This is a genomic window from Streptomyces sp. CA-106110, from assembly GCF_050936285.1.
Lineage (GTDB): Bacteria > Actinomycetota > Actinomycetes > Streptomycetales > Streptomycetaceae > Streptomyces.
In genome coordinates this window covers 603537-627505 of record NZ_JBNJNB010000002.1, presented here as the reverse complement: position 1 = coordinate 627505, position 23969 = coordinate 603537, and the positions used below count along the sequence as shown (strand labels likewise).

Sequence of the window (23969 nt, the reverse complement as noted above, 5' to 3'; positions counted from 1 at the left end):
GCGAGGCTGATCGTCATTCCCGAACGACAGACAATCAGCCGAGCGGTTCAGGACCTCCCTCGATCGACGGCCTGCTTCCGGGCTGGACATTCCCGATCCGGTTGTTGGGGCCGGCCTGTACCGGCTGGGGGATTTCATCCTGAGAAGAGCCGAGGTAGGCATCGACGACTGCCGGATCGGAGCTCACGTCAGCCGGCGCCCCTGAGGTCAGCACGGCTCCCGATTGCAGCACAGTGACCCGGTCACAGATGGACATGACCATCTCGATCTTGTGCTCGACAAGAAGCACGGCGATGTTCCACGTACTGGCAAGCGTCCTGATCAAGGCGGCGAGTTCATCCGCCTCATGCTCGTCGAGGCCGGCTGCGGGTTCGTCCAGGAGCAGCACCGCAGGGGCCGCAGCGACCGCTCTGGCGATGGCAACGGCCTTGCGCTGCCCCAGCGACAGTGTTTCGGGGGACTCGTCAAGCACCTGGGCGAGCTCGAACTGCGTAACAGCCTCTCGCGACGCCGCGTTCAACCGTACTTGCCCCGGGGCAACCAGATCCGCAAGCGCCCGCCCGGGGCGGGGCGGGTCGGCTGCGACGGCGAGGTTCTCGCGCACGGTCAGCCCGTCGAACAGCTCGAGCGACTGGAATGACCGAGAGACGCCTGCTCGAGCCCGCTGCCAGGCATGCCATTGACTCACGTCGATCTCACCGAGCAGGATTCGACCCTCATCTGCGCGCACGAAGCCGGTAATGGCATCAATGATCGTTGTCTTGCCCGACCCGTTCGGACCGATCAAGCCGTGTATCTCGCCCGGGTGGATCTTGAGGCTCACGTCCTGGACCGCCTTGACGCCGCCGAAGGAAACACACAGGTTCTCCACTGTCAGTGTTGCGCTTGCGATGGTCACGGCTTCGCGATTCTCGGTCTCGGCTGTCTGCTTGGATGGTGGCGATAGCCGTGGCGTCAGCCTCACGAGTGTCTGGCGGGTGGCCTCGAACAACCCGTCCGGTGAGAGCATCAGATTGAGCACGAGAACGATGCCGCCGACCAGTGGAAGGTAATCGGCGATGCCTGTGACGCCCTCGAGGGCGTGGCTGATCACCCCACCGTGGATCATCAACGCGCCCAACAGTGCGCCGGCGACATTGCTGACGCCGCCGGTGACGACGACCGCGACGATGACGATGCAGGCCAGGACGTCGAACTGACCGGTTTCCCCGATCGCAACGGACACGTTCATGAACGTCAGCAGCACTCCACCGACGGCTGCTATGGCAGCGCCGAGCATGAACGCGTACAGCTTCATTGCTGAGCTGTTGACTCCCACGGCGGCGGCGGCACGCTCGTTCGATCGGACGGCGAGCAGTCCCCGTCCGGTCGAGCCGCGGCGCAGGTTCGCGACGGCGAGGCACAGGAGTCCGAGTACCGCGAGCACGAAGAGTGCATAGCGTTCGGGGTGGCTGAACGAATTGAGATCGATCCCGAACAGGCTGGGGGACGGGATCACAATGCCGGCCAGTCCGCCGGTGAATCCGGGGTTGCGCAGCAGCAGATCGGCCAGTGCACCGCCCAGGCCGAGGGTGACCACCGTCAGGGTGACACCGCGGGTGCGAACAGCCGGGATACCGACCATCCCGCCCACGATGGCCACCGCCAGCGCCGCCGCCACCAACGCGATCGGGAAAGGCAGCACTTGGACCAGCCGTGCGGCGGCAATCGCGCCCAGTCCTGCGAGTATCGCCTGCGCCACCGACAACTGCCCGGCGTAGCCGGTGATGACGACTACGGACAGACAGATGATCGCGTATGCCATGGTGACGGTTATGGCCGCTACCCAGCCGTCGTCGAGCAGGAGTATCAACGTGGCTGCCGAAGCGAGCGCGGTGGCAACCGGTATGGGCCGCACCCGGCCGGATCCCACGCGAGGGAGCTGGTCGGTCACGAAATTGCGCAGTGGGATCGTCCTGCCACGGATCACCAAGAGGACGATCACCGCAATGAACGGAACAGCAGTTGCGACGCCCTCGACAGGGACGAAGCGCTGAGTCTCCGACTGGGCGATCCCGAGCATCAGCGCCACTCCGAGCGTGAGCGGGAACGACATGAATTGACCGACCAGCGCCGCAGCCATGGCAGGTATCACCAGGAGCGTGAGGCCCACGGGTTCCAGGAAGGTGATCGGGGCGATCAGCACCCCAGCCAGCCCACCGAGCGCGGACCCGACGGCCCAGTTGATCGAAGCGATGCGGTTGGGCGAGTGGCCGAGCGTGGCGGTCGCGAGTTGGTTCTCCGCCACGGCCGTGGTAACTCTGCCGAATGACGTCAGCCGGTAGACGACGCTCAGCACAAGCGTCAGAGCAAGTCCGATGCCGGTGATCCACAGTGTGTCCTCACCGATCGCCAAACGTGGACTGCCCAGCGTCAGCGATCGGTTCGGTAGTAGGGACGGCACTGGAAGGGCGTTGTGTCCGTAGCGCAAGAACGCCAACGACTGCAGGATCAGCAGAATGCCTAGCGTCGCGATCACCCGCGTTAGAGGCGATGAGTGGCGCATAGGCCTGAGCACGCTGAAGTGGATCGTCCAGCCGATTACCGAGCACCCGACAAGGGCTCCCAGCAGGCCCACAGGTCTGGGCATGCCCTGGCCCACCACAAGCTCGTAGTAGATGTAGGCGCCGGACATCGCGAGAGCGCCCTGGGCGAAATTCAGCAGCCCGGACCCGCGGTACACCAGCACCAAGCCCTGGGCCAGAACCGCGTAGACCGCGCCGGCGCCCAGGCCCAGAATCGCGAAGCGGAGTATGTCCATCATGCTTGGGCTCTCCCTATGCCAGTCTGAAACGCCGTGCGCAGTTGTTCGCCTGAATTGCGGTCACCTTCGGCAGTGATTCGTCCGTTGGCCAGCAAGTACCACCTGTCGGCAACGGACAGTGCTCGCTTTGCCTGCTGCTCGACCAGTAGGACACCGATCCCCTGGCTGTCGGCAGCCAGCCTGAGGACCTCGAGTAGCCGCTCGACGACGAGCGGGGCCAGCCCTAGGGAGAGTTCGTCGATGACAAGTGCAACCGGCTCCGCCGCCAGTGCCCGAGCGAGGGCCAGCATCTGCTGCTGCCCCCCCGAGAGCAGGCCAGCATTACGCTCAAGATGAGGTTCGAGCTCGGGGAAGAATTCCAACGCCTTCTTGACAGTGCCGCGACCGATGCGGAGGTTGTCCCGAACCGACAGGCCCGAGATGATCGATTGTTCCTCGGGAACGAAGCTCAGCCCTCGACGTGCCAACTTGTACAAAGGTTCACTCGTCCCGGCGTCGCGCCACCGCACCTCGCCACCCATACGTGCCAGTGCGCCCACCATCGCCATGAGGGTCGTCGTCTTACCTGCCCCATTTGCTCCGAACAGGGCAACGATCTCGCCGCGTCGCACCGTCAGTGACACGTCCCGGATCGCGGCGAGGTCGCCGTACCCCGCGGTCAGTTCAACGGCCTCCAGAACACAGGGCGTTTCGCTGCTTGCGAGGTCATCGTGTTGTCCGCGGGACCCGAGAAGGACAGCGGTCGACGTACCGTCCGGAGTTGCAGAGACTGACCTCCTCTTATTCACCGGCCACCGTCCTGGCCTGTTGGTCGAACTGCTCCCCACCATGGTCTCCCCGGGTTGTGCGGCTCATGCGTGGCAGCCGCAACGGACGAATACGGGTCGTCGGCCCTGAGGCCGAAGGACACCGCGATGTGGGTCGCGGCTGATGTGCGGTAGGCCGCTGATCGCACGAGACCGCCTTGTGGGCGACCCGAGCGTCGCGAGTGATGGAGGCGGAACGCCGGCAACGGCCTGCCGGTCTTCACGGTGTTCACGCCTCATGGATGAAGACGTGAGCTGGATGGCCGTCTCCGGTAGGTGAGCGGCTTTCACGGGGTCCCAGCCGTTGCCTGAGTAGCGCACGGCCAATGCACCAGGCAAGAGGCCTTGAGCGCGGAACTCCACCTCCTCGACCGGCAGCGCAGAAACCGATGTCCTGCCAGACGCACGTCCTCTGCGCCGCGGCGTCCTCGGGATCGTAGCCGTATGGCTGCATGCCGTCCAGAGAGCTCACAGGCATCTGGGCGGGCGCCGCCCCCTCGTCAGGCCTGCACGATCCGCCACAGGATCCGCCACAGGGCGCCCGCCCACGCGGAAGAGGCGAGGGAGAGTGCGACGGAGGCGCAGGCGAAGATGAGGAAGCCGAGGTCGTAGATCCGTACCCGGCCAGACATGTCGCCGAGCCAACCCAGGACGACGAGCACGGCCGAGAGCAGCAGGTAGCCGAGGATCATCCACGGCAGGTAGCCGATGTTGCCCGGCGTGAGCGGTCCAGCCCGATGCCGCGGGAAATCACCGACAGTGAGATGATCATGATGGAGGCGGGCATCGTCGCTATGAGCACGCCAATTGTGGTGTGGGACAGGGCGACCCACTTGTAGCCCGGGCCCGCGGGGGCCTCCTTCCGGCGCGCAGATCGCAGGGCGCTCAACGCGGACCGGTTGCCGCCTCCCGGATGGTCCCCGTGCGCGTCGCCGGTAGGCGCGCGCTGCGCGCGGTCACAGCCGCTCCGCCAGTCGGTCCAGGAGCGGCAGGGCAGATGCGAGCATGGCGCGCTCCTCAGGGGCGAACTGGTCGAGGGCGGCCCAGAGGCGGTGGACGGACTTGGAGCGTCGCTCCGCGAGCATGGCTCGTCCTTCCTCGGTGATCGCCACGATGCTCCGTCGCCCGTCCGCGGCATCGGGGGTACGGCGAATGAGCTCACGCAGCTCCAGTATGGCGAGCGTGCTTGTCATCGCCTGCGAACGTACACGCTCCATATCGGCGAGGGAGGTTGGGGAGCCGGGACCTTCGGCGGCGAGTCGTGCGAGCACTGACAGGCCGGAGAGCGAGACGTCCCCCGCGGCGTGAGCCTGTCGCAGTCGCCGCGTCACGCGGCTCACGGCGACCCGAAGGTCGGACGCGAGTCGGGCGGTGCCGCTCGTGCCGTGGCCGGGAGCCCGACCTCCTTGTGTGGCCACTTGCATAGGCCCGTCCCCAAGTTCGATACAACAACAGTTACTAAACGACCAGCTGAAGCAGAGTTCAGGCGGAGTCGGAACCAGTCGGACGATAGGCGACCGCAAGCAACAGAGCCGCGCCGGCCACCCCTGCACCGGCAGCAATGACACCACCCGGCACACCGCGGACGGTTGTGCCCAGTGCGTGGTCGAAAGAGATCCGCCCTGGACCGATGAGTGCCAGCGCAACAGCGACGACAGCAATCATCAGGACGTACTCGTACCCTTCGCGGAACACGAAGAATCCATTCCTTCGATGGGTCGTCAGGCCGGCTACGGCCATTGTCCCCGTCGCGGCCGCGGCTGAGACCGGAGTGAGGACCCCAAGCAGCAGGCCGGTCCCGGCTGCACATTCAGTGACAACACTCGCCCAGGCCTGGGCCTTGCCGTGGCGCAGTCCGATACTTTCGAACCAGCGTGCTGTTCCTTCGATCCTCCCGCCACCCCGCCAGTGGTTCCAGCCATGAATGATCAGCGTGAGGCCGAGCGACAGGCGGACGAGGAGCAAACCGAAGTCGGACGCGTTCACTGATGCCTCCAGGGCGCTGAAGCGGCGCAAGAGTACGGCTGTGTGTCAAACATCCCGAGCGGTGACGCATGAGCAGGGTCACACCGCACGGGGGCTGAGGCTGATCGCCCGTGGTTCGCCAGTCATGGGCTGCCTGCACGACGTCGTCGTACTTGGCCAGAAACCAGAGCCCGCGGCGAGCGTGACGGGAATCACCTGGTCGGCACGTCAGGGATCACCGTAGCCTTTTGGCTGCGAGTGTGTCCAGGGGCATATCAGTGTCTGAACGGCCGCGTTGCCGCGGGCGGGAGGCCTTCTTCTTCCGGCGCACCCATCTGCTCGGGAATACCGTGAGGGGACTATCCATGATCGACCCGGTGACCGTCGAGGGTTCGAGCGGAATCGCCCGCGAGTTCGACCAGAAGCGTCTGGAGGACGCGGTGCGCGATCTGCTGTCGGCGCTGGGGGAGGACCCCGACCGCGAGGGCTTGCGCGACACGCCGGCCCGCGTGGCCCGGGCCTGTCGGGAGATGTTCGCCGGCTTGCTCCAAGAGCCGGGGGACGTGCTCACCACGACTTTCGACTTGGGACACGACGAGATGATCCTCGTTAAGGACATCGAACTGGTCTCCTGCTGCGAGCATCACCTTTTGCCGTTCCAGGGTGTGGCCCACGTCGGATACGTGCCTTCCCAAAGCGGGAAGGTCACCGGCCTGAGCAAGCTGGCCCGGCTTGTGGATGTCTTTGCGCGGCGCCCACAGGTGCAGGAGCGCCTGACGACGCAGATCGCCGACGCGCTGACGGAGTTCCTCGACGCGCGGGGTGTGATCGTGGTCGTGGATGCGGAGCACATGTGCATGAGCGCGCGCGGCATCCGCAAACCGGGCGCCAGGACGGTGACTTCGGCTGTCCGAGGCCTGCTGAAGGATGCGACGACCCGTCGGGAGGCCCTTGGCCTGATCATGGATGGCGTCGGCGGGACGGTGCGGGGATAGCGCAGACAACAGAGGGGGTGCCTCGCCGCCGCTTGCGGCGAGGCACCCCCTCTGTCTCACATGGGAATGCCGGACGGCTCCTCCTCGAGGACGGTCGGCCTGTTCTGCGCAGCCGCAGGTCGGGCTGGCCGGGGACAGCGAAACCCCGGGCGGGCACGCAGGGGCTCCGTATCTCGTGGACGGCGCGGGTGATGGCGGAGTGGTCAACGCCGTAGAACAGGGCCAGGCGGCGTGCGGGAGCTGGAAGCGCAAGATGCCAAGGTGGCGATCACGCGGTCGGTGAACACCAGCTGGCGGTCTGGGCCGGCACCAGCGGCCCACAGGCGGTCGTGGCCCCGCCTGGCGTGCAGTCGACCTTTCCCGGAGGCCATCCACACCTTTGCCAACTCGCCGATGAGCGCGCCAAGCCGGCGGCGTGAGCCCGTGAAGATACGATGAGGCAAGGCTGTGCGGGCCAGGTATTGTGTCACAACAACACCAGCCCACACGGCCTCTTCACGTCACGACGAGACAGCAGCGGCTTTCGTGCACCACGTCGTTACTTTTACAGTGCTGCGAGGTCCGGGCCGGCTCACTCGCTAAGGAGGATGGCGAGTTCGGGGCAACCCTCAGCCGCCTGCTTGATAGCGCTGCGGTGCGCGTCCACGTCGGCGTCAGGCAGAACGTAGGCACGGTTGGTCACATCGTCATAGCCGAAGACCTCGGGGACCCACTCGATGCACCGGCCATGGCCTTCACAGCGTGGTTGGTTGATCTCAATGTGCATCTTCAGCGCTCCTTTGTCGCGACCGATTACTGGTTTCTGTTGGTTCATGTGCGGACCAGCGGCACGCTGGTCATTCCCCTGGTGACTGCTGCAGCCCAGGTGCTCTTCGATGGGTCTTCGACACGCCAGTCGCCCAGTACCGGGAGCAGTCGCTCGAGAGCGAGGGCCAGCTGCGCCGCCTTGGCGAGGTGCGATCCGAGGCAGAGATGTGGGACCGATGCCGAATGTTATGTGTCGGTTGGGGAGTGGTCGTGTACCACGCTATCCGGTCGGGGAACTCGCGTTCATCGTGGTTGCCGGATGCGCACCTCGACGAGCTCCCGCAGCCGGTCCAGCTTGGTCCGTTCGCGCACGTAGTGGCGCACCCGCAGGGGGTGGTAGGTCACGCCGTTCACCGGCTCGCCTTCGTAGACGGCACGGTCGCCATCCGCCCGCCTGGGCGGATCGCGCCGACCACCTTCTCGTTCAGCACGGCCCCGTCGGCCAGGCCGTCCACTCCTCCGGACACCGCCTCGAGGAAGCAGTCGGCGACGTCGTCGCCGGGTGGCACCACTGTGTCCGCACCGAGTTCCTTGACCAGCGCCCGGTCCTTCTCCGCGGCGTCGGCAACCACCCACAGCCCCTCCGCCTTCGCCAGCTGGACGACGTATCCACCGTAGGTGCCGGCCGCTCCGGTGACACCGATCGTCTGCCCCGGTTTCAGCTCCAGCTTGTCCAGGGCCATGCGCGCGGTCAGGCCGTTCATCGGCAGGGTCGACGCGGCGATGCCGTCGACCCCGGAGGGCACCCGGGCCACCGATTCGGCGGGCAGCACGATCTGCTCGGAGTAGGCGCCGAGTGAGCCCCGCGGTAACAGGATCCCCATGACGTGGTCACCCACCGACAGGTCGGTGTCGGTATCCGGACCGATCTCCTCCAGCACGCCGGCCAGCTTCATGCCGGGGACGCAGGGTTTGTCCTGCCCGTGCGCCTCCTTGGCGAGTATGCCGGCACGCCGCACCGTGTCAGTGGGGCTGATGGCGGCGGCATGCATGCGGATCCGCACCTCGCCCGGGCCGGCCACCGGGTCGGGCAGCTCGACCTCGTGCAGTACCTCCGGGCCGCCGAACTCAGTGTGGCCGATCGCCTTCATGCTCTCTTCTCCTCCAGCGGACGCGTCCGTCAGCAGCTCCCCGGCAGCCTGAGGCTGCGAAGAACGTGACCGTGTTCCTACATCTGCCGTGTGTGCGGCCCTACAGGCGTTCGAAGATGGCGGCGTTGGCCTGGCCGCCGCCTTCGCACATGGACTGCAGGCCGTAGCGGCCACCAGTCCGCCTGAGTTCGTGGATCAGTTTCGTTGTCAGGACTGCTCCGGTGGCCCCGAGGGGATGGCCGAGGGCAATTGCGCCGCCGTTGACGTTGGTGCGCTCCAGCGGCGCGCCGGTTTCCTTGGCCCAGGCCAGCACGACCGATGCGAACGCCTCGTTGATTTCGAAGGCGTCGATATCGTCGATCGTGAGGCCGGACCGGGCCAGCACAGCCCGCGTGGCCGGGATGGGACCAGTGAGCATGTACACCGGGTCGTCACCGACGACGGTGAGGGCATGCACTCGGGCAAGGGGCGTCAAGCCGTGTGTGCGCAGTGCTTGCTCGGAAGCGATCAGCACAGCGGCAGCACCGACAGAGATCTGACTGGCCCCTGCTGCTGTGATGACCCAGTCGTCGCGGAGCGGTGTGAGGGCTGCGATCTTCCCGAGTGAGGTGTCGGGACGGGCACCCTCGTCATTGACGACGCCGTTCACCGGAGTGATCTGCTCAGTGAACCGACCCTCGTCGATGGCGCGGACGGCGCGCTGATGGCTCTGCAATGAGAAGCGGTCGAGGTCCTCCCTGGAAAGCGCCCACTTTTCCGCGATCAACTGTGCACCCCGGAACTGCGTGATCTCTTGGTCGCCGTAGCGCTCGTGCCAGCCGGTGCCGTACTTCCCGACACCAAGATGTCCGATCATGGCTCCGTTCGCGTCGATCGGCACCATGCCCATGTTCTCGACACCCGCAGCGACAACCAGGTCCTGAGTGCCGGACATTACGGCCTGTGCGGCGAAGTGCAGCGCTTGCTGCGACGAGCCGCACTGCCGGTCGATGGTCACCCCAGGCACGCTCTCGGGAAGGCCGGCGGACAGCCACGCGGTGCGCGCGATGCACCCTGCCTGCGGGCCCAGTGCGTTGACGCACCCCATCAGCACATCGTCGACGGCGATCGGGTCAATGCCGGTCCGCTCCACGAGATCGCGCAGCACATGGGCGGCGAGATCCGCGGGGTGCACTGCGGCCAGAGCACCCTTGCGAGTGCCCACCGGAGTCCTGACTGCACCGACGATATATGCCTCAGTCACCGAATTTCTCTCCTTGTCCGATCGTCGTCCCGCTCCTGGTGTCGGTTGCACATCGGTTCCGTGGGCGCACCCGACTGCATTTCCGTGAACTCTCCAATCGGCCTCGGCGTGGACGCCGGCTGCGGTTGACGTCGTGCGCCATGCCCGGGCCGCCTGGGGTGCCAACGAGTCGCGGCGGGAGTCGCCCGGCGTGCCCGCTGGGTCGGCAGGTCTGGCCACTCTGGCGCCCCGGCGCTTGAGTGTAGCCTCATGGCTGCATGCTGGTCTATTGTCGGTCGGAAGGCGACGGAGCACAGGAGGCTTGGGTGGCTGCGCAGGGCAGAGTGGCGATTGTGACCGGTGCGGCGCGAGGCATCGGCGCCGCGACCGCAGAGCGGTTGGCCAAGGATGGCAATGCGGTTGCGGTGCTCGACCTGGACAAGGAGGCGTGCGAGGAAACGGTCGCAAGGATCGTAGAAGCGGGTGGCAGGGCGCTGGCGGTCGCCGCGGACGTGAGCGATGCCGAGTCTGTCGAGCAGGCGGTCGCGCAGGTGGCCGAGGTCCTCGGACCGCCCGTCATCCTGGTCAACAACGCTGGTGTGACTAGGGACAACCTCCTGTTCAAGATGAGCAACGAGGACTGGGACCTGGTCATGAACGTGCACTTGCGCGGAACCTTCCTCATGAGCCGGGCCGTGCAGGCTCATATGACGAAGGCTCAATGGGGGCGCGTGGTCAATCTGTCGAGTGTGTCAGCCCTTGGTCTGCGTGGGCAGGCCAACTACTCCACGGCCAAGGCCGGACTGCAGGGCTTCACCAAGACGCTGGCGATAGAGCTGGGCAAGTTCAATGTCACAGTCAATGCGATTGCGCCCGGCTTCATCGCGACGGAGATGACCCGCCGAACCGCTGAACGTTTGGGAGTCCCGTGGGAGGAGTTCGTGGCCAACAGCGCCCGGGCGATCCCGGTGGGCCGGGTCGGCGAGCCCGAGGACATTGCCAATGTGGTGTCGTTCCTTGCGGGGAAGGAGTCCGGATTCGTGTCCGGACAGGTGATCTACGTGGCGGGTGGTCCGCGGGCCTAACTGCCGGCTCGGTGCCCATCGGCGTCCCCGTGGCCGATGGGCACCGGGCGGTCGGTGGGCGGCGGGCGCGCATGAGGTATTCGAGTCGGGAGGTTCTCCAATGGGTCCCAATGCCACGGTGGAGGGCATAGTCGTCCAAGCGGCCGGCGCGGTGAGCGAGGGCGTACGGGAGTACGCGGCCCAGCAGATGGCGAATTGTCTGAGCTTGTTGCGGGATCGGCCTGAGCCCGCGGTGGTACGGCTGACGTGGCTCGGCGCGTCAGATGTCGCCCGGCCTGCGGTGGCGCAGGCCAATGTCGTCAGAGACGGTCGGATCGTTCGCGCGCAACTGGCCGCTCCCTCCCTCGCGGAGGCCAGCGAGCGCCTCGGTCAGCGCCTGATCGAGCAGCTTGGCCGGTCAACCCTGACGCCGCTGCCGCGGCGATGGCCCGATGAGCGGCCGCGGCCCGAGTCCACCGTGGTCGCTGGGCGTGAGGCGACGGTTGTCCGCCGCAAGTCGTACCAGCTCGAGCGATGCACCCCGCAGGATGCCGCCCTGACGATGGACCGGTGTGACTACGACTTCCATCTGTTCGTCGATGCCGCCACTGGTGAAGACAGTGTGATCTCGCGGGTCGGGCCGACCGGATACCGGCTCACTCGACTTGCCGGGCCGCGTCCAGCCACCGTGGCTGGGACGCTCCCCGTCATTCGCCTGACAGTTGACGCACACCCCGTACCGTCCGGAACCACCTCGCAGATCGCTGAACGTGTAGACCTTGCTCAACTCGGACACCGATTCTTTCGTGATGCGGATACCGGGCGGGGGGCAGTGCTGTACCGACGGTACGACGGTAACTACGGGCTCCTGCGGGGATTTTCGTGATTCCTGTCGGTGGCTTTCCGCGATTCCCGTGACTGACGCTCATGGCGACGGCCGGACTGCCGGTGAATTTCGTCGCCTTTGCTGCTACTTGCATGCCTTGGGATCAGTTGCGGAAGTTGGGAGCAGCAGGTGCCTGCGCGCGACCGTCGGCATGCTGGGGCGTCATTCGGACGCAAAGTTCGCAGGTCGTCAGATCGATTGCCATGAGCGTAGCCAATTGGCTACAATCTCGTCACAGCGTGCCGCAGTCGGCACCAATCCTGCTCGGCTGGCTCAACGGGAGGAATGGCCATGAATGGCGCCCGCGCGCTCATTCGAACCCTGGTGGATTCCGGCGTGGACGTCTGCTTCGCCAACCCCGGGACTTCGGAGATGCACTTCATCGCCGCCGTCGATGACATCCCCGAGATGCGCATGGTCCTCGGGCTGTTCGAGGGCGTGGTCACCGGCGCCGCCGACGGTTTCGCCCGGATGACCGACCGGCCAGCGGCCACCCTGCTGCATCTCGGCCCCGGAATGGCGAACGGCATGGCCAATTTGCACAATGCGCGCAAGGCCGGATCGCCGATGGTGAACATCGTCGGCGACCACGCCACGTACCACAAAAAGTACGACTCTCCCTTGAACTCGGACATCGAGTCGGTGGCCCGGACGTTCTCCGGATGGCTGGACTGCCCGGCCCGCCCGGAGGATCTCGGCCCGGCTGCCGCCGAGGCGGTCGCTGCGGCGATGGGGCCGGCTCCCGCGATCTCGACACTGATCTTGCCTGCTGACGTGTCGTGGGGCGACGGAGCGAGCCCGGCAGCGCCGCTGCCACGACGGGCGCGGAACGTTGTGGACTCGGACACGATCGAGGCCATCGCGAAGCTCCTGCACTCAGGAGAGCGCTGTCTGCTGCTCATGGGCGGCGCGGCAACCCGTGCCGATGCCCTGCGCAGCGCCAGCCGAGTCTCCGCCGCAACCGGTGCCGCGCTGCTCACGGAGACGTCGCTGGCGCGACTGGAGCGAGGTGGTGGATTGCCAGCGGTCGAACGGCTGAAGTATCGCGCAGGCAGTGCGATCAAGCAGTTGGCAGGGATTCGCCACCTGATCCTGGTCGACGCCAAGCCGCCGGTCTCCTTCTTCGCCTACCCCGGCAAGAAGAGCGACCTGGTTCCGGAAGGCTGTGAGGTGCATGTCCTCACCTCCGCTAGCGATGACTCGGCCCTGGCGCTGGCTGAACTTGCAGATCTGGTGGGGCCGGGGGTCGAACCCGTTTCCTCGCCTGTGCAGTCGTCGAGGCGGTCGCAGCTTCCGTCCGGCGCGCTCACGCCGGCTTCGCTCGCGGCGACCGTGGCAGCCCTGCTCCCTGAGGGCGCTGTGGTCATCGACGAAGGAGTGACGGCCGGTGGATACGTCCTGGGCGCGACGGAAAGCGGGCCGCGACACGACTGGCTGAACGTGGTCGGCGGGGCGATCGGAATCGGCCTGCCCCTCGCGGTCGGTTGCGGCGTCGCCGTTCCGGATCGGAAGGTCGTCGGGCTTCAGGCGGACGGCAGCACCATGTACACGATCCAGGGGCTGTGGACGATAGCCCGGGAGAACCTCGACGTCACCACGATCATCCTCAACAACCGCCAGTACGGCATTCTCAGGGGGGAACTGGCGCGAGTTGGGGCCAACGAGGGACCGAAGGCATTCGACATGCTGGACCTGAGCAGGCCCGACCTGGACTTCGTCTCCCTGGCTCACGGCATGGGCGTGGAGGCTGAACGTGCCACCACCGCTGAGGAGTTCACAGCGGCGTTGGAACGGGCGCTGACCACCAAGGGACCGCGGCTCGTAGAGGTGATCCTGTGAGCCCGGCGACTGGTGGTGGGGCCAGCGAGGACATCCAGTACACGGTCGCCGATGGGATCGGTACGATCACGCTGAACCGGCCAAAGCGCAAGAATGCCTTTACGCTGGACATGGTCGCCCGGTGGGCGGAGATCCTCCGCGCGGCACGCACCGATCCGGATGTGCAGGTTGTCGTGCTCACCGGTGCCGGCGACGCCTTCTGTTCAGGCGTCGACCTGGACCGGAGGTACGACACCGGCCGTCCCACCCCACTCCAGCGCAGCCAGTACCTCACCGAGCACGTCCATCGCATCCCGCTCGCGCTCGAGGACCTCGACAAGCCCGTGATCGCTGCCATCAACGGAGTCGCAGTCGGTGCAGGCATGGACATGGCACTGATGTGCGACATGCGTATCATGGCGCGCTCCGCCCGCCTGTCCGAGGGCTACATCAAGGCCGGCACAGTCCCGGGGGACGGCGGCTGTTACTACCTCCCACGACTCGTCGGCACCGCGAAGGCTTTGGAACTGCTGCTCACAGGCGAGTTCATCGACGCGGAGGAGGCAGGCAGACTCGGCATCGTCAACCACGTCGTCGATGACACGGAACTGCCCGCCGCCGTCAGCACATTGGCCCGCAAGATTGCTGATGGGCCGCCACTCGCCGTGCGTACGATCAAGCGTGCCGTATATCAGTCCATGCGGCTGGATCTGCGCGCATCCCTTGACCTCATCGCGGCGCACTCCGGCGTGATCGGGTCGACCCGGGACTCCGCCGAGGCACTCGCGGCGCTCACAGAGAAGCGCAAGCCCGACTTCGTCGGCTCCTGACCACCAAGCAGCAGCATTCAGCTCCGGCAAGCGCCGGGAAGGGCGAACGCATGTCATTTCAAGGATTTGATCTCCCGGACGAGCTGAAAATGCTGGCCGACACGGTTGCTGAGTTCGTCCGCGAGGAGATACTGCCCGTCGAAGCGAAGGTGCCGGGCCAAGAACGTTCCCTGCCCGCAGAGGAAGTGACGAGGCTGCAGAAGAAGGCACGGGATGCGGGCTTCTGGTGCCTGGAGGCACCTGAGCGGTTCGGCGGCGGCGGCCTTGGTGTCTTCGAGGGCGTGGTGCTGACCGAGCAGATGGCCAAGCACCGCTACAGCATGCCTCGACCGGGAGCCGGCATCTTCGGAATCGAGCCGCCCGTGGTGCTCTACCGAGGCACGGACGAGCAGATCGATCGCTACGTCCTACCCACCATCGAGCACGCGTGGCCATCGTTTACCGCGATCAGTGAACCGACGGGTGGATCGGATCCCGCACGGGCCATTCGGACCACAGCAGACCGCGACGGCGACACATACCGGATCAACGGGCACAAGATGTGGGCCAGCGGAGCGGAGAAGGCTCGCTACGGCATCGTCTACGCACGCACCGACCGTGGAGCCGGCCGCGGTGGGATCAGCGCGATCGTCGTGGACGCAAACACCCCGGGCATGACCGTGGAGCCGGTGCCGGTGATCCGGGACCACTGGACCACTGAACTGACCCTCCAGGATTGCGTCGTGTCGGTGGCCAACCGGGTGGGGGAAGAGGGCGAAGGTTTCGCTCTGGCCCAGGAGTGGATGGTGCGGGGGAGGCTGCGCTATGCCGCGCAGGCCATAGGTGTGGCTGAGGAAGCGATGCGCATTGCCACCGAATGGGCATGCACGCGGGAAACCTTCGGCGCACTGCTGGCCACTCGGCAGGCCATCCAGTTCGCGCTGGCCGACGCGCGGGTGCGCATCGATGCGGCGCGGCACTTGACCTGGGAAGCGGCCTGGGCTGCCGATCGCGGATCGGACGCACGGACCAAGGCTTCAGCGGCCAAGCTGTACGCCACCGAGACCGGCTTCGCCGTGGTGGATGCAATGATGCAGATTCTGGGTGGTATGGGCATGACAATGGACCTGCCGTTGGAGCACTGGTTTCGCGGGCTGCGCGTGTCACGTGTCGTCGAAGGCCCGAGCGAGATACACCGCTACTTGATTGCCCGGGAGATTCTCGGCAAAGCGGCGACAGGGAAGCAGTAGGCCATGGCGCCAACAACGCCGGGCTTGAGCCGCGGCCGCACGACCGGCGTGCACACCCCCTGTGGGGCTGCCCTGCCTCGCCGCGGACCAGGCCCGGGGGCGTGGTGGCGGGACCGCTCCCTGGCCGTTTCCCACGCCTCCTTGGCGAAACCCTCGGGTCCGCGCTCGGTGGGCTGGCTGGGGTGCTGATCGCCCCGATCACCTTCCTGGAACCCGTGGGCCTCACGCTCCTGGTGATACCTGCCATGGCTGCGGCGCTGGTCGGTCAATTCATGTCGTTCCCGCTCACGCTCGGAGTGGCGCTGATGCTCGGGATCGCCCAGTCGGAGACTCAGCGCTTCGTCCCTGTCGAGGGCGTCGCAACTGCTGTTCCGTTCATTGCGGTGATCGTCCTCTTGGTGATCCGTGGCAGGACGATCCCACTGCGCAATTTCGTGACCGACCAGCTCCCTCGCGTGGGATCCGGCTCGATTACCGGCTTCGTGCGCGCCGATGCGATCGCCTCACTTGATGTGGGCCTGTCTGATGACGAGGTGGCACGATTCGAGGCCCCCTACGCGCCATAGCCCGTCGCCGGGTTCTAATCCCTCGTATCAGCAGGGAGAGACATGACACGAGACCGCATCACAGGTTCGTTCAACGCAACCTCGACCGCAGCCGAGGTCGTCGACGGGGTCGACCTGCACGGCAAGCAGATGATCGTCACCGGGGGATCCTCCGGCATCGGGATCGAGACCGCACGCGCACTGGCCACGGCCGGTGCCGACGTCGTGATCGCCGTCCGTAACCTGGACGCCGGCCGCAGCGTGGCCGACGACATCAACGCCGGCCTGGACTCCCCGCGGGTCACGGTCGCGCAACTCGACCTCGCAGACCTTTCCTCGGTGCGACGGTTGGCAACCGAGTGGGGCAATGCGCCCGTGCATGCCCTGATCGGCAACGCCGGCATCGCGGCGACCGCGCTGACGCGCACTGCATCCGGCTGGGAGTCGCAGTTTGCCACCAACCACCTCGGCCATTTCGCCCTTGTCAATGCCCTCCACGACGCCCTGGCGGCCGCGAACGGTGCCCGGATCGTCTCGGTCAGCTCGCGCGGCCACCTGCGCTCGCCCGTCGTGTTCGACGACATAAACTTCACCGAGCGCGCATACGACCCGTGGCTTGCCTACGGACAGTCCAAGACCGCCAATGTGCTCTTCGCCGTCGATGCGACCCGGCGCTGGGCCGACGACGGGATCACCGCGAACGCGCTGCACCCTGGCCGTATCTGGACCAATCTGGCCCGTTACCTGCCCGAGGATCTGCGCGAGAGTTTGCACACGGACCCGACGGCTGAATACAAGACCCCGGAGCAAGGAGCCGCAACATCCGTGTTCGTGGCCACATCGCCCCTGCTCCACGGTATGGGTGGGCGTTATTTCGAGGACTGCAACCAGGCCCTGCCCTACGACGGCGGCCCGGAGCGTGTCGGCGTCGCCGACTACGCCCTTGACCCCGAGGCGGCACAACGCCTCTGGGATGTCTCGGCGTACGCCATCAGCTGGGCCCACGCTTGAAGGGGGAGTGTCTAATCAACGGCGGATCTGACGATCATGGAAGCGATATGAGATGACCGAATCCGCCGTTGAGCCCGAGGACCGCGACCAGCTCGCCGAAAAGGCCGTGTCGAGCGCGGTGAGTGACGAGCAGTTGATCGCGATGCTGGTCGACCGTGCCCGCAATGACGGGCTGCAGCTGACCAAACGGGTGCTGGAGTCTGCTCTGGAGGGCGAGATCACCGATTACGTCGGTTACGAGAAGCCCGACGCGACGGGCAGGAACAGCGGCAACAGCCGTAACGGCACCCGTTCGAAGACCGACCGACGTCGGCCCGGTGGAGGTGAAGGTGCCCCGCGATACCGCCGGCACCTTTGAGCCGCAGATCGTCAAGAAGCGGCAGCGCCGCCTGACCGGTGTCGATGAGATGGTGCTCTCGCTGTCCGCGAAGGGGCTCACCCACGGGGAGATATCCGCGCACCTGGCCGAGGTGTACGGGGCGAAAGTCTCCAAGCAGACCATCACCACGATCACGGACAGCGATAGTGGTATCCGGGTTCCCGGTGGTCGTGGCTCGATCACTGACTGACGTCCTGCTGGGCTGTCTTCGCCTTGGTCTGTCCGGCTGCCGGGGCCCGTTCCCGAGGCCCCGGCCGGGTGGATCACGACCTCATAGCGCCTCTGTGTGTCAAGCGGCCTGTGCGAGGTGGTTCCGTTGATCTCGTTTCATGATCCGGTAGACCACGTTGGAAAGCCGTCGTTTCAGGGCCCGGCGGGCCTCCGCTGGTGTCTTTCCTTCCGCGATCTTGCGCAGGTAGTACTCCTGCCCGCGCCCGCCGTCGCGGATCTGACATACGGCGACGATGTGCAAGACCGAGTTGAGCGCACGGTTGCCGCCGGTGTTGAGCCGATGGCGGACGTTGTTGCCGCTGGAGGCGTCCAGGGGTGCGCTGCCGGTGTAGCTGGCGAAGTGGTGCTCGGTCGGGAAGCGGCTGACGTCTCCGACATGGCCGATGACCTTGGCGGCCAGCACGGTGCCCAGGCCTGGCAAGGTCGTCAGCGTGGTGCGGGTCGCGGCGAGTGCGTCCCGCATCTCAGCCTCGTTGTCCTTGACCTGCCGGTCCAGGCGCCGCACGTCGGCCAACAGATCGCGGGCTATGTCGCGGCGGCAGGCGTCGGTGGCCGTCACGGGCCGGATGGCCTTCACGGGCCGGATGGCCTTCACGGCGACAGTGGCTTTGTCGGCGGACAGTCCGGTGGGTGCACCTCCGGGCAAGAGATCACGCAGGACGGCATGGAGCCGGTTCAGGACGCGGGTGCGTTCGTGGACCAGGTCGTCGTGCCGTTCGGTCAGCAGCCGCAGAATCGTGGTCTGGTCCTCGGCAACGACGATCCGCAGGTCGTGGCGGAACAGGGCGACTTGGGCGACGTGGAGAGCGTCTTTCGCATCGGTCTTGCGGTCGCCGCCGGTGGCCAGGAGTCGGGCTCGGGCCGACAGAGTGGAGGGCACGTCCACCACATTCTCGCCGGCGGCGGCCAACTGCTGGGCGAGGGTTCGGCCCAGGCCGCGGGCCCCTTCGACGGCGAAGCGGCGCTCGGGCCATTGCTCGCACCAGCGCATCAGATGGCGGAAGGTACCGGCGTTGACGACGAACCGGCGCTGGGCCACCTGGTGGCCTGCCGCGTCGACGGCGACGGCGGTGTGGGAGGACTTGTGGGGATCGATGCCGATCAGGATCACGGGCAGCCGGCCTTGCACTCGATGCGACAGGGAAGGAAGTGCGGTGGGCATCCTGACTTGAAGTCACAGTGTCACTTCATGCCTCTGTCGAGCCACACCGCGCGGGTGCCGGCCGGCGGCGGCACGCTATGAGTGAGCCAGCCCCAGCGGAGCGGCAAGGAGCACTGCGGGCCCGTGCCGACCGGCACCCTTGACGCTACGGCTGCAGACCGTGCATCTGGGCTCGATTGAACAAGTCAGGAGCCTGGCCAGAGGCCCCGTCACTGTCCTGTCTGCCCCACCCGGCTGGAGCCACCTCCGGTCAGGAAGGCATTTCCAGCATGGCAGGAACGGACACTGCAGCGGCCATCGAACACGTAGTGATCGGCGGTGTGGACTCTCATGCCGACACTATCCACGTCGCCGTGGTGACAGACGGCGGTGGGCAGGTCGCTGATGCCGAGTTCCCCACAACGGGCGCCGGATACTCGGCTGCTCTGGCCTTCCTTGCTGCTCACGGCACCGTTGCCGCCGTCGGCGTGGAGGGTACGTCCTCCTACGGGTCGGGGTTCACGCACGCGGCCCGCGAGGCCGGCCTCACCGTGGTCGAAGTCAACCGGCCGGACAAGGCCGAGCGCCGCAGGATCGGGAAATCCGATCCGATCGATGCCTACGCCGCGGCTCGTGCGGTCGTGTCCGGCCGGGCCAGCAGTGCTCCCAAAGGCGACGCCGTCGCCGGGATCCGGGTGCGAGTGCCGAAAACCCCATCCATGGCCTGTGACGTGCAGGTTCTCACGAACGGTCGTTGGCTTCTGGACAAGCGTGTCAAGCTGATCGATCGTGCTGCTGCGACTGCCCTACCTCGCCGTGTCGAGCGTGTTCGCCTTCATTCGGCTGCTGCCGATGAGCGATGTTGACAAGGACATCGAGATACTCACGCTGCAGCATCAACTGGCCGTCCTGCAGCGGCAGATCGACAGGCCGCGCATCATGCCGGCGGACCGCGCCTTCCTGGCGGCTCTCCTCCACCGGCTCCCGAGGCCCAAGCTGCGGCAGCTTCACCTGATTGTCTCCCCGGACACGATCCTGCGGTGGCACCGAGACCTGATGCGCCGTTGCCACGCCGTCGCCTCCCGTCGCAAGCGGTCCGGCAGACCGCCGACCCAGCGCAACATCCAGGCTCTCGTCCCGCGCTTGGCCCGCGAGAACAGCTCCGGGGGGATCGGCGCATCCACGGCGAACTCGCCGCCCTCGGCGTCAAGGTCGCACCCTCCACGGTGTGGGAGATCCTGAAGCGACACGGGATCGAGCCGGTGCCCGAACGCGACCGTCAGACCTGGGCCGCGTTCCTGCGCGGCCAGACCCACGTGATCCTGGCCGGTGACTTCTTCACCGCCACCACGCTGAACGGCGCGAGCTTGTACGTCTTCGCGGTCATCGAGCACGTCAACCGCCGCATCCGCGTCCTCGGCGCGACCGCCCATCCCACCGCGGACTGGGTGACCCAGGCTGCGAGAACGTGGTCATGGACCTCCAGGACGCCGGCGCCACCGTCACGCACCTCATCAGGGACCGCGACAGCAAGTACAGCCGTGCGTTCGACGTCGTCTTCGAGGCCGAGGGCATCGAGATCGTCACCACCGGCATCCGCGTTCCCCGCATGAACTCAATCATGGAACGCTGGGTGCAGACCTGCAGACATGAACTCCTCGACCGCATCCTGATCTGGAACCTGCCGCACCTGCTCCACGCGCTCACCGAGTTCGAGTCGTTCTACAACCAGCATCGGCCGCACCGCAGCCTGCACAGCGCGGCACCCCTGCGGCCAGTTCCCGAACCGATCACCGAACCCGGCCGACTCCACCGGCTGGACATCCATCGACGTGCTCGCCTCGGCGGTCTCCTCCACGAGTACGCACATGCCGCCTGAACAGCGCGGACGTAATAATCGGCACCCGCAGGCTTTGGGTGTAGCTGCGTTCCACTGCCTGTTGGAAGCGGTGGAAGTCGCCGTTGCCCACCCTGCCGGCGCCCTGGGGGCCATGCAGGTGGGCGAGGCGCAGGACGAGGGTGGCGAGCAGGTGCCGGAGTACCTCGATGTGCACTTCCAGGGGCAGGCCGCCGAGTTCGCGGTATTCGCTCTCCAAAAGCTCCAGGACATTGCGCAGGAAGTCACCTGCGGCGCCGTCGGGAACCAGCAGGGCCTGCGGGGGGTGCTGGTCGGCGCCGGCGGTTTTGGCGGTGGCGGCGTGGAGGAAGCCGGGCTGGAAGAGAATGACGGCACCCTTGGCAGCAGTGAGGTCGGATCGGTACTGGTGGATCTGTCCGGGGCGTGCTCACCGGGTTCCTCCGAGGATGCCCCGGCCTTCAGGCCGGGGAGGAATCGGACTCCTGCGGAGCAGGACAGGAAATAGGGGTTTCGCCTCCAGGGCGAAAGACCGTCCACCCGCGACGAGGTGAGCGAGCCCGTGGCGATCAAGAGGCCTCAACTGTCAGTCCTCCCATATAGGTTCGGATGCATGACGACAGACGCGACCACGGAGGGGGCCGGGCATGCCCGGTACTCCTTCCGTGTGCGCCTGTCTGCTACCGCGCGGCGCGCACTTGAAGCGGAATGGGACCGCTGCCGGTGGCTCTGGAACGAGTGCGTGGCCAAGTCGAAGCAGGTCCACCAGCAGAGCAAGGAGTCCGGTGAGAAGCTGACGTGTGGTCCGGCGCAGTTGGACAAGACGCTGACCGAGGCCCGCGGGGTGACGCCGTGGCTGGCCGAGGGTGCCTCGGTGCCGCAGCAGCAGGTGATTCGGGACTTCGCCAAGTCGCGGGCGAAGGCGCTGAAGGACATCAAGGACCGGCTTCCGGTGCACCGCCGGGCCGGGATGCCCCGCTTCAAGCGCAAGCGGGACAGCCGCCCGAGCCTGAACTACACCCGGCGGGGTTTCCGTCTGAAGGAGGGTCGTCTGCACCTTGCGGGCCAGATCGTGCTGAGCGTGGTGTGGTCGCGGGCTCTTCCGGCTGACCCGTCGAGTGTGCGCGTGTACCAGGACACGCTCGGGCACTGGTATGTGTCCTTCGTCGCCCCCGCGCAGAGCGAACCGCTCGCTCCCACGGGGCGGGTGCTCGGGGTGGACTGGGGTGTGAAGGAGACCGCTACCACCACGGATGGCGCCTACGATCTCCCGCATGCCGAGCACGGCAAGCGGGCCGCGCAGGGGCTCGCCCGCTACCAGCGGATGATGGCCCGGCGCCGGCGTCCGAAGGGCCGGCCCGCATCCAAGGGCTACCGGAAGGCGCAGGTACAGGCGGCGAAGCTGCACAAGAAGATCGCGGGGCAGCGGGAGGACACCGGCCGCAAGTGGGCCAAGTCCGTGATGCGTGATCATGACGGGGTGGCGGTGGAGGACTTCCGCCCGAAGTTCCTCGCGAAAACCACGATGGCCCGCAAGGCGGCCGATGCCGCCATCGCCGCCACCAAACGCGCTCTGGTCGAGATGGGGCGCAAGCACGCACGGGACGTCCGTCTCGTGCACCCGGCGCACACCACGATGGACTGCGCGCAGTGCGGAGCGAGAACCAAGCACGCACTCCCTCTCTCGATGAGAACCTATGCCTGCACCGTGTGCGGAGCCGTCTCGCCCAGGGACAAGAACTCCGCCCGCGTGATGCTGGTCCGGGCAGGTTGGAACCCGGACGGTGCCGAGGGCGTAAGACCTCCTGGTCCGCTGGACCAAGAGGCGGCCTGAGCCGTGAATCCCCACGCAGCCCTGGAGGGTGGAGAATCCCCTCCCTTCAGGGAGGGGAGCCTTCAAAGCCAGGCGCCCTCGTGCAGCTCGTGCTCGGTGAAGTCCGGCGAGTAGCGCAGTGAACCAGTTCGTACGGTGATCAATTCGTGGAAGGCCGCCCGGACCGGGGAGTACGGGTCGACGCCGTGACTCGCGGCGCGTGCGAGCAACCCCTGAAAGTCGAGCACCTCGACCCCTGGTGGAGCTCCCGCGGAAGACCAGATTCTGCCGAGTCCGTCGGGTCGTTCTCGCGCATCGAAGAACTCGCCAAGGAGCCAGGGAATAGTGGTCCGGGCCGTGCCCAGCAACGTCGTAAGTCGAGAGGTCCGGGACCGAGAGACAGGAGGAGTCAGGACCGGCCGAGAGTCGTCCCTGCGGACTTCAGCGTCTCGCACGCCTCCACGACCCGCTGGGCCATCGCTGCCTCGGCCGGCTTGCCGTAGGCGCGGGGGTCGTACGCCTTCTTGCTGCCGACCTCGCTGTCGACCTTGAGCACGCTGTCGTAGCTGCTGAGCACGTGGTGGGCAACGGCCCGGGTGAAGGCGTACTGCGTGTCGGTGTCGATGTTCATCTTCACGACCCCGTGCCGCACCGCCTCGTGGATCTCCGCGGGCAGCGACCCGGAGCCTCCGTGGAAGACGAGGTCGAACGGCTTGTCCTTGCCGACCTTGCAGCCGACCTGGTCCTGGATGTCCGCGAGAACGGCAGGCCGCAGCTTGACGTTGCCCGGCTTGTAGACGCCGTGGACGTTGCCGAAGGTGAGTGCGGTGAGGTAGCGGCCATGTTCTCCGACGCCGAGCGTTTCCACGGTGGCCAGCGCATCCTCCACGGTGGAGTACAGCTTGTCGTTGATCTCGTTGACGATCCCGTCCTCTTCGCCGCCGACCACGCCGACCTCGATTTCAAGGATGACCTTGGCGGCGGCGGCGATCTCGAGCAGCTCACGGGCAATGCGGAGGTTCTGCTCGAGTGGGATCGCCGATCCGTCCCACATCTGGGACTGGAACAGCGGCGCCTCGCCCCGGGCGACTCGCTCGGTGGCCAGGGCGAGCAGCGGGCGTACCCAGGTGTCGAGCGACCCCTGGGGGCAGTGGTCGGTGTGCAGCGCTACCTGCACGTCGTAGTGCTTGGCGACCTCATGTGCATAGAGGGCGAGCGCGACCGAGCCGGTGACCTTGTTGTTGATGCCCGCACCGGACAAGTAGTCACCCGCACCGAGCGACACCTGGATGATGCCGTCGCTCTGGGCGTCGGCAAATCCGCGCAGCGCCGCGTTCAGGGTCTGCGACGAGGTGACGTTGATCGCCGGGTAGGCGAAGGCTCCCGCCTTCGCACGGTCGAGCATCTTCGCGTAGACCTCGGGGGTGGCAATGGGCATCGAATTCTCCCCAGTATTCGTGATGGCACAGTGCGGTGCC

General features: G+C 66.6%; 21 protein-coding genes and 3 pseudogenes. 13 read left to right on the top strand and 11 right to left on the bottom strand.

Going from position 1 to position 23969, the window contains the following annotated elements; genetic code table 11:
• Nucleotides 1-34: 34 nt before the first annotated feature.
• From ACQEXA_RS60520 to ACQEXA_RS60500, 5 genes and pseudogenes are all read right to left on the bottom strand, one after another.
• Nucleotides 35-2803 (bottom strand): ABC transporter permease subunit, encoded by a 2769-nt coding sequence (locus ACQEXA_RS60520; protein ID WP_432941422.1) that lies wholly within the window; start codon nt 2801-2803, stop codon nt 35-37.
• Nucleotides 2800-3591, bottom strand: coding sequence for an ABC transporter ATP-binding protein (locus ACQEXA_RS60515; RefSeq protein ID WP_432941420.1), 792 nt, complete (start codon nt 3589-3591; stop codon nt 2800-2802). Before ACQEXA_RS60515 ends, ACQEXA_RS60520 begins: the two co-directional genes overlap by 4 nt.
• Nucleotides 3592-4112: 521 nt before the next feature.
• Nucleotides 4113-4498 (bottom strand): annotated as a pseudogene (locus ACQEXA_RS60510) (MFS transporter); the annotation flags it as partial.
• Nucleotides 4499-4565: 67 nt separating this feature from the next.
• Nucleotides 4566-5033 (bottom strand): MarR family winged helix-turn-helix transcriptional regulator, encoded by a 468-nt coding sequence (locus ACQEXA_RS60505; RefSeq protein WP_432941417.1) that lies wholly within the window; start codon nt 5031-5033, stop codon nt 4566-4568.
• Nucleotides 5034-5091: 58 nt separating this feature from the next.
• Nucleotides 5092-5595: a DoxX family protein gene (locus ACQEXA_RS60500; RefSeq protein ID WP_432941414.1), complete on the bottom strand. Its 504-nt coding sequence runs from the start codon at nt 5593-5595 to the stop codon at nt 5092-5094.
• A 344-nt stretch (nt 5596-5939) separates the two neighbouring features.
• Between ACQEXA_RS60500 and folE the strand changes: the two genes are divergently transcribed.
• Complete coding sequence (gene folE / locus ACQEXA_RS60495) at nt 5940-6569, top strand: GTP cyclohydrolase I FolE (protein ID WP_432941412.1); 630 nt, start codon at nt 5940-5942, stop codon at nt 6567-6569.
• 571 nt (nt 6570-7140) lie between these two features.
• Here folE and ACQEXA_RS60490 read toward each other — a convergent pair.
• The 3 genes from ACQEXA_RS60490 to ACQEXA_RS60480 form a co-directional block, all read right to left on the bottom strand.
• Nucleotides 7141-7335, bottom strand: a complete 195-nt coding sequence (locus ACQEXA_RS60490; RefSeq protein WP_432941409.1) for a ferredoxin — start codon at nt 7333-7335, stop codon at nt 7141-7143.
• A gap of 391 nt (nt 7336-7726) precedes the next feature.
• Entirely contained in the window at nt 7727-8467 is a 741-nt protein-coding gene (locus ACQEXA_RS60485) for an NADP-dependent oxidoreductase (RefSeq protein WP_432941407.1), read from the bottom strand.
• A 100-nt stretch (nt 8468-8567) separates the two neighbouring features.
• Entirely contained in the window at nt 8568-9710 is a 1143-nt protein-coding gene (locus ACQEXA_RS60480) for an acetyl-CoA C-acetyltransferase (protein WP_432942408.1), read from the bottom strand.
• 305 nt (nt 9711-10015) lie between these two features.
• On the opposite strand from ACQEXA_RS60480, the gene fabG reads away from it, so the two are divergent.
• From fabG to ACQEXA_RS60440, 8 genes and pseudogenes are all read left to right on the top strand, one after another.
• The gene (fabG, locus tag ACQEXA_RS60475; protein WP_432941404.1) at nt 10016-10774 is read left to right on the top strand and encodes a 3-oxoacyl-ACP reductase FabG; all 759 of its coding nucleotides are present in this window, start codon (nt 10016-10018) and stop codon (nt 10772-10774) included.
• A gap of 100 nt (nt 10775-10874) precedes the next feature.
• Nucleotides 10875-11639 (top strand): sigma 54 modulation/S30EA ribosomal C-terminal domain-containing protein, encoded by a 765-nt coding sequence (locus ACQEXA_RS60470; protein ID WP_432941401.1) that lies wholly within the window; start codon nt 10875-10877, stop codon nt 11637-11639.
• A 291-nt stretch (nt 11640-11930) separates the two neighbouring features.
• The gene (locus ACQEXA_RS60465; protein ID WP_432941399.1) at nt 11931-13478 is read left to right on the top strand and encodes an acetolactate synthase large subunit; all 1548 of its coding nucleotides are present in this window, start codon (nt 11931-11933) and stop codon (nt 13476-13478) included.
• Nucleotides 13475-14287: an enoyl-CoA hydratase/isomerase family protein gene (locus ACQEXA_RS60460; RefSeq protein ID WP_432941396.1), complete on the top strand. Its 813-nt coding sequence runs from the start codon at nt 13475-13477 to the stop codon at nt 14285-14287. Before ACQEXA_RS60465 ends, ACQEXA_RS60460 begins: the two co-directional genes overlap by 4 nt.
• Before the next feature lie 50 nt (nt 14288-14337).
• A complete protein-coding gene (locus tag ACQEXA_RS60455; RefSeq protein WP_432941394.1) occupies nt 14338-15516 on the top strand; it encodes an acyl-CoA dehydrogenase family protein in 1179 nt (392 codons plus the stop codon).
• A 182-nt stretch (nt 15517-15698) separates the two neighbouring features.
• Complete coding sequence (locus ACQEXA_RS60450) at nt 15699-16082, top strand: hypothetical protein (protein WP_433135213.1); 384 nt, start codon at nt 15699-15701, stop codon at nt 16080-16082.
• Nucleotides 16083-16124: 42 nt separating this feature from the next.
• Nucleotides 16125-17072 (top strand): SDR family NAD(P)-dependent oxidoreductase, encoded by a 948-nt coding sequence (locus ACQEXA_RS60445; protein WP_433135211.1) that lies wholly within the window; start codon nt 16125-16127, stop codon nt 17070-17072.
• 142 nt (nt 17073-17214) lie between these two features.
• Nucleotides 17215-17590, top strand: a pseudogene (locus tag ACQEXA_RS60440) (transposase); the annotation flags it as partial.
• A gap of 150 nt (nt 17591-17740) precedes the next feature.
• On the opposite strand, the gene ACQEXA_RS60435 reads toward ACQEXA_RS60440, so the two are convergent.
• Complete coding sequence (locus tag ACQEXA_RS60435) at nt 17741-18793, bottom strand: IS110 family transposase (protein WP_432941387.1); 1053 nt, start codon at nt 18791-18793, stop codon at nt 17741-17743.
• A 320-nt stretch (nt 18794-19113) separates the two neighbouring features.
• Between ACQEXA_RS60435 and ACQEXA_RS60430 the strand changes: the two genes are divergently transcribed.
• The 4 genes and pseudogenes from ACQEXA_RS60430 to ACQEXA_RS60415 all read left to right on the top strand — a co-directional run bounded on the left by ACQEXA_RS60430 (nt 19114) and on the right by ACQEXA_RS60415 (nt 22512).
• Nucleotides 19114-19689: an IS110 family transposase gene (locus tag ACQEXA_RS60430; RefSeq protein ID WP_432941385.1), complete on the top strand. Its 576-nt coding sequence runs from the start codon at nt 19114-19116 to the stop codon at nt 19687-19689.
• Nucleotides 19613-20702 (top strand): annotated as a pseudogene (locus tag ACQEXA_RS60425) (integrase core domain-containing protein). The gene ACQEXA_RS60430 and the pseudogene ACQEXA_RS60425 overlap by 77 nt, the downstream one beginning before the upstream one ends.
• The gene (locus ACQEXA_RS60420; RefSeq protein ID WP_432941383.1) at nt 20692-21186 is read left to right on the top strand and encodes a hypothetical protein; all 495 of its coding nucleotides are present in this window, start codon (nt 20692-20694) and stop codon (nt 21184-21186) included. Before ACQEXA_RS60425 ends, ACQEXA_RS60420 begins: the two are co-directional and overlap by 11 nt.
• Nucleotides 21187-21291: 105 nt before the next feature.
• A complete protein-coding gene (locus ACQEXA_RS60415) occupies nt 21292-22512 on the top strand; it encodes an RNA-guided endonuclease InsQ/TnpB family protein (RefSeq protein ID WP_433135209.1) in 1221 nt (406 codons plus the stop codon).
• 62 nt (nt 22513-22574) lie between these two features.
• Here the strand turns inward: ACQEXA_RS60415 and ACQEXA_RS60410 are convergent, their stop codons facing one another.
• A complete protein-coding gene (locus tag ACQEXA_RS60410; RefSeq protein WP_432941378.1) occupies nt 22575-22739 on the bottom strand; it encodes a hypothetical protein in 165 nt (54 codons plus the stop codon).
• A gap of 161 nt (nt 22740-22900) precedes the next feature.
• The gene (fbaA, locus tag ACQEXA_RS60405; RefSeq protein WP_432941375.1) at nt 22901-23929 is read right to left on the bottom strand and encodes a class II fructose-bisphosphate aldolase; all 1029 of its coding nucleotides are present in this window, start codon (nt 23927-23929) and stop codon (nt 22901-22903) included.
• Nucleotides 23930-23969: the final 40 nt, after the last annotated feature.

Bases quoted from the DNA above. Each gene is read 5' to 3' on its own strand.
- ACQEXA_RS60520 (WP_432941422.1), bottom strand. From the start codon at position 2,803: ATGATGGACATACTCCGCTTCGCGATTCTGGGCCTGGGCGCCGGCGCG.
- ACQEXA_RS60505 (WP_432941417.1), bottom strand. From the start codon at position 5,033: ATGCAAGTGGCCACACAAGGAGGTCGGGCTCCCGGCCACGGCACGAGC.
- folE (WP_432941412.1), top strand. From the start codon at position 5,940: ATGATCGACCCGGTGACCGTCGAGGGTTCGAGCGGAATCGCCCGCGAG.
- ACQEXA_RS60490 (WP_432941409.1), bottom strand. From the start codon at position 7,335: ATGCACATTGAGATCAACCAACCACGCTGTGAAGGCCATGGCCGGTGC.
- ACQEXA_RS60485 (WP_432941407.1), bottom strand. From the start codon at position 8,467: ATGAAGGCGATCGGCCACACTGAGTTCGGCGGCCCGGAGGTACTGCAC.
- ACQEXA_RS60470 (WP_432941401.1), top strand. From the start codon at position 10,875: ATGGGTCCCAATGCCACGGTGGAGGGCATAGTCGTCCAAGCGGCCGGC.
- ACQEXA_RS60465 (WP_432941399.1), top strand. From the start codon at position 11,931: ATGAATGGCGCCCGCGCGCTCATTCGAACCCTGGTGGATTCCGGCGTG.
- ACQEXA_RS60455 (WP_432941394.1), top strand. From the start codon at position 14,338: ATGTCATTTCAAGGATTTGATCTCCCGGACGAGCTGAAAATGCTGGCC.
- ACQEXA_RS60445 (WP_433135211.1), top strand. From the start codon at position 16,125: ATGACACGAGACCGCATCACAGGTTCGTTCAACGCAACCTCGACCGCA.
- ACQEXA_RS60430 (WP_432941385.1), top strand. From the start codon at position 19,114: ATGGCAGGAACGGACACTGCAGCGGCCATCGAACACGTAGTGATCGGC.
- ACQEXA_RS60420 (WP_432941383.1), top strand. From the start codon at position 20,692: ATGCCGCCTGAACAGCGCGGACGTAATAATCGGCACCCGCAGGCTTTG.
- ACQEXA_RS60415 (WP_433135209.1), top strand. From the start codon at position 21,292: ATGACGACAGACGCGACCACGGAGGGGGCCGGGCATGCCCGGTACTCC.
- fbaA (WP_432941375.1), bottom strand. From the start codon at position 23,929: ATGCCCATTGCCACCCCCGAGGTCTACGCGAAGATGCTCGACCGTGCG.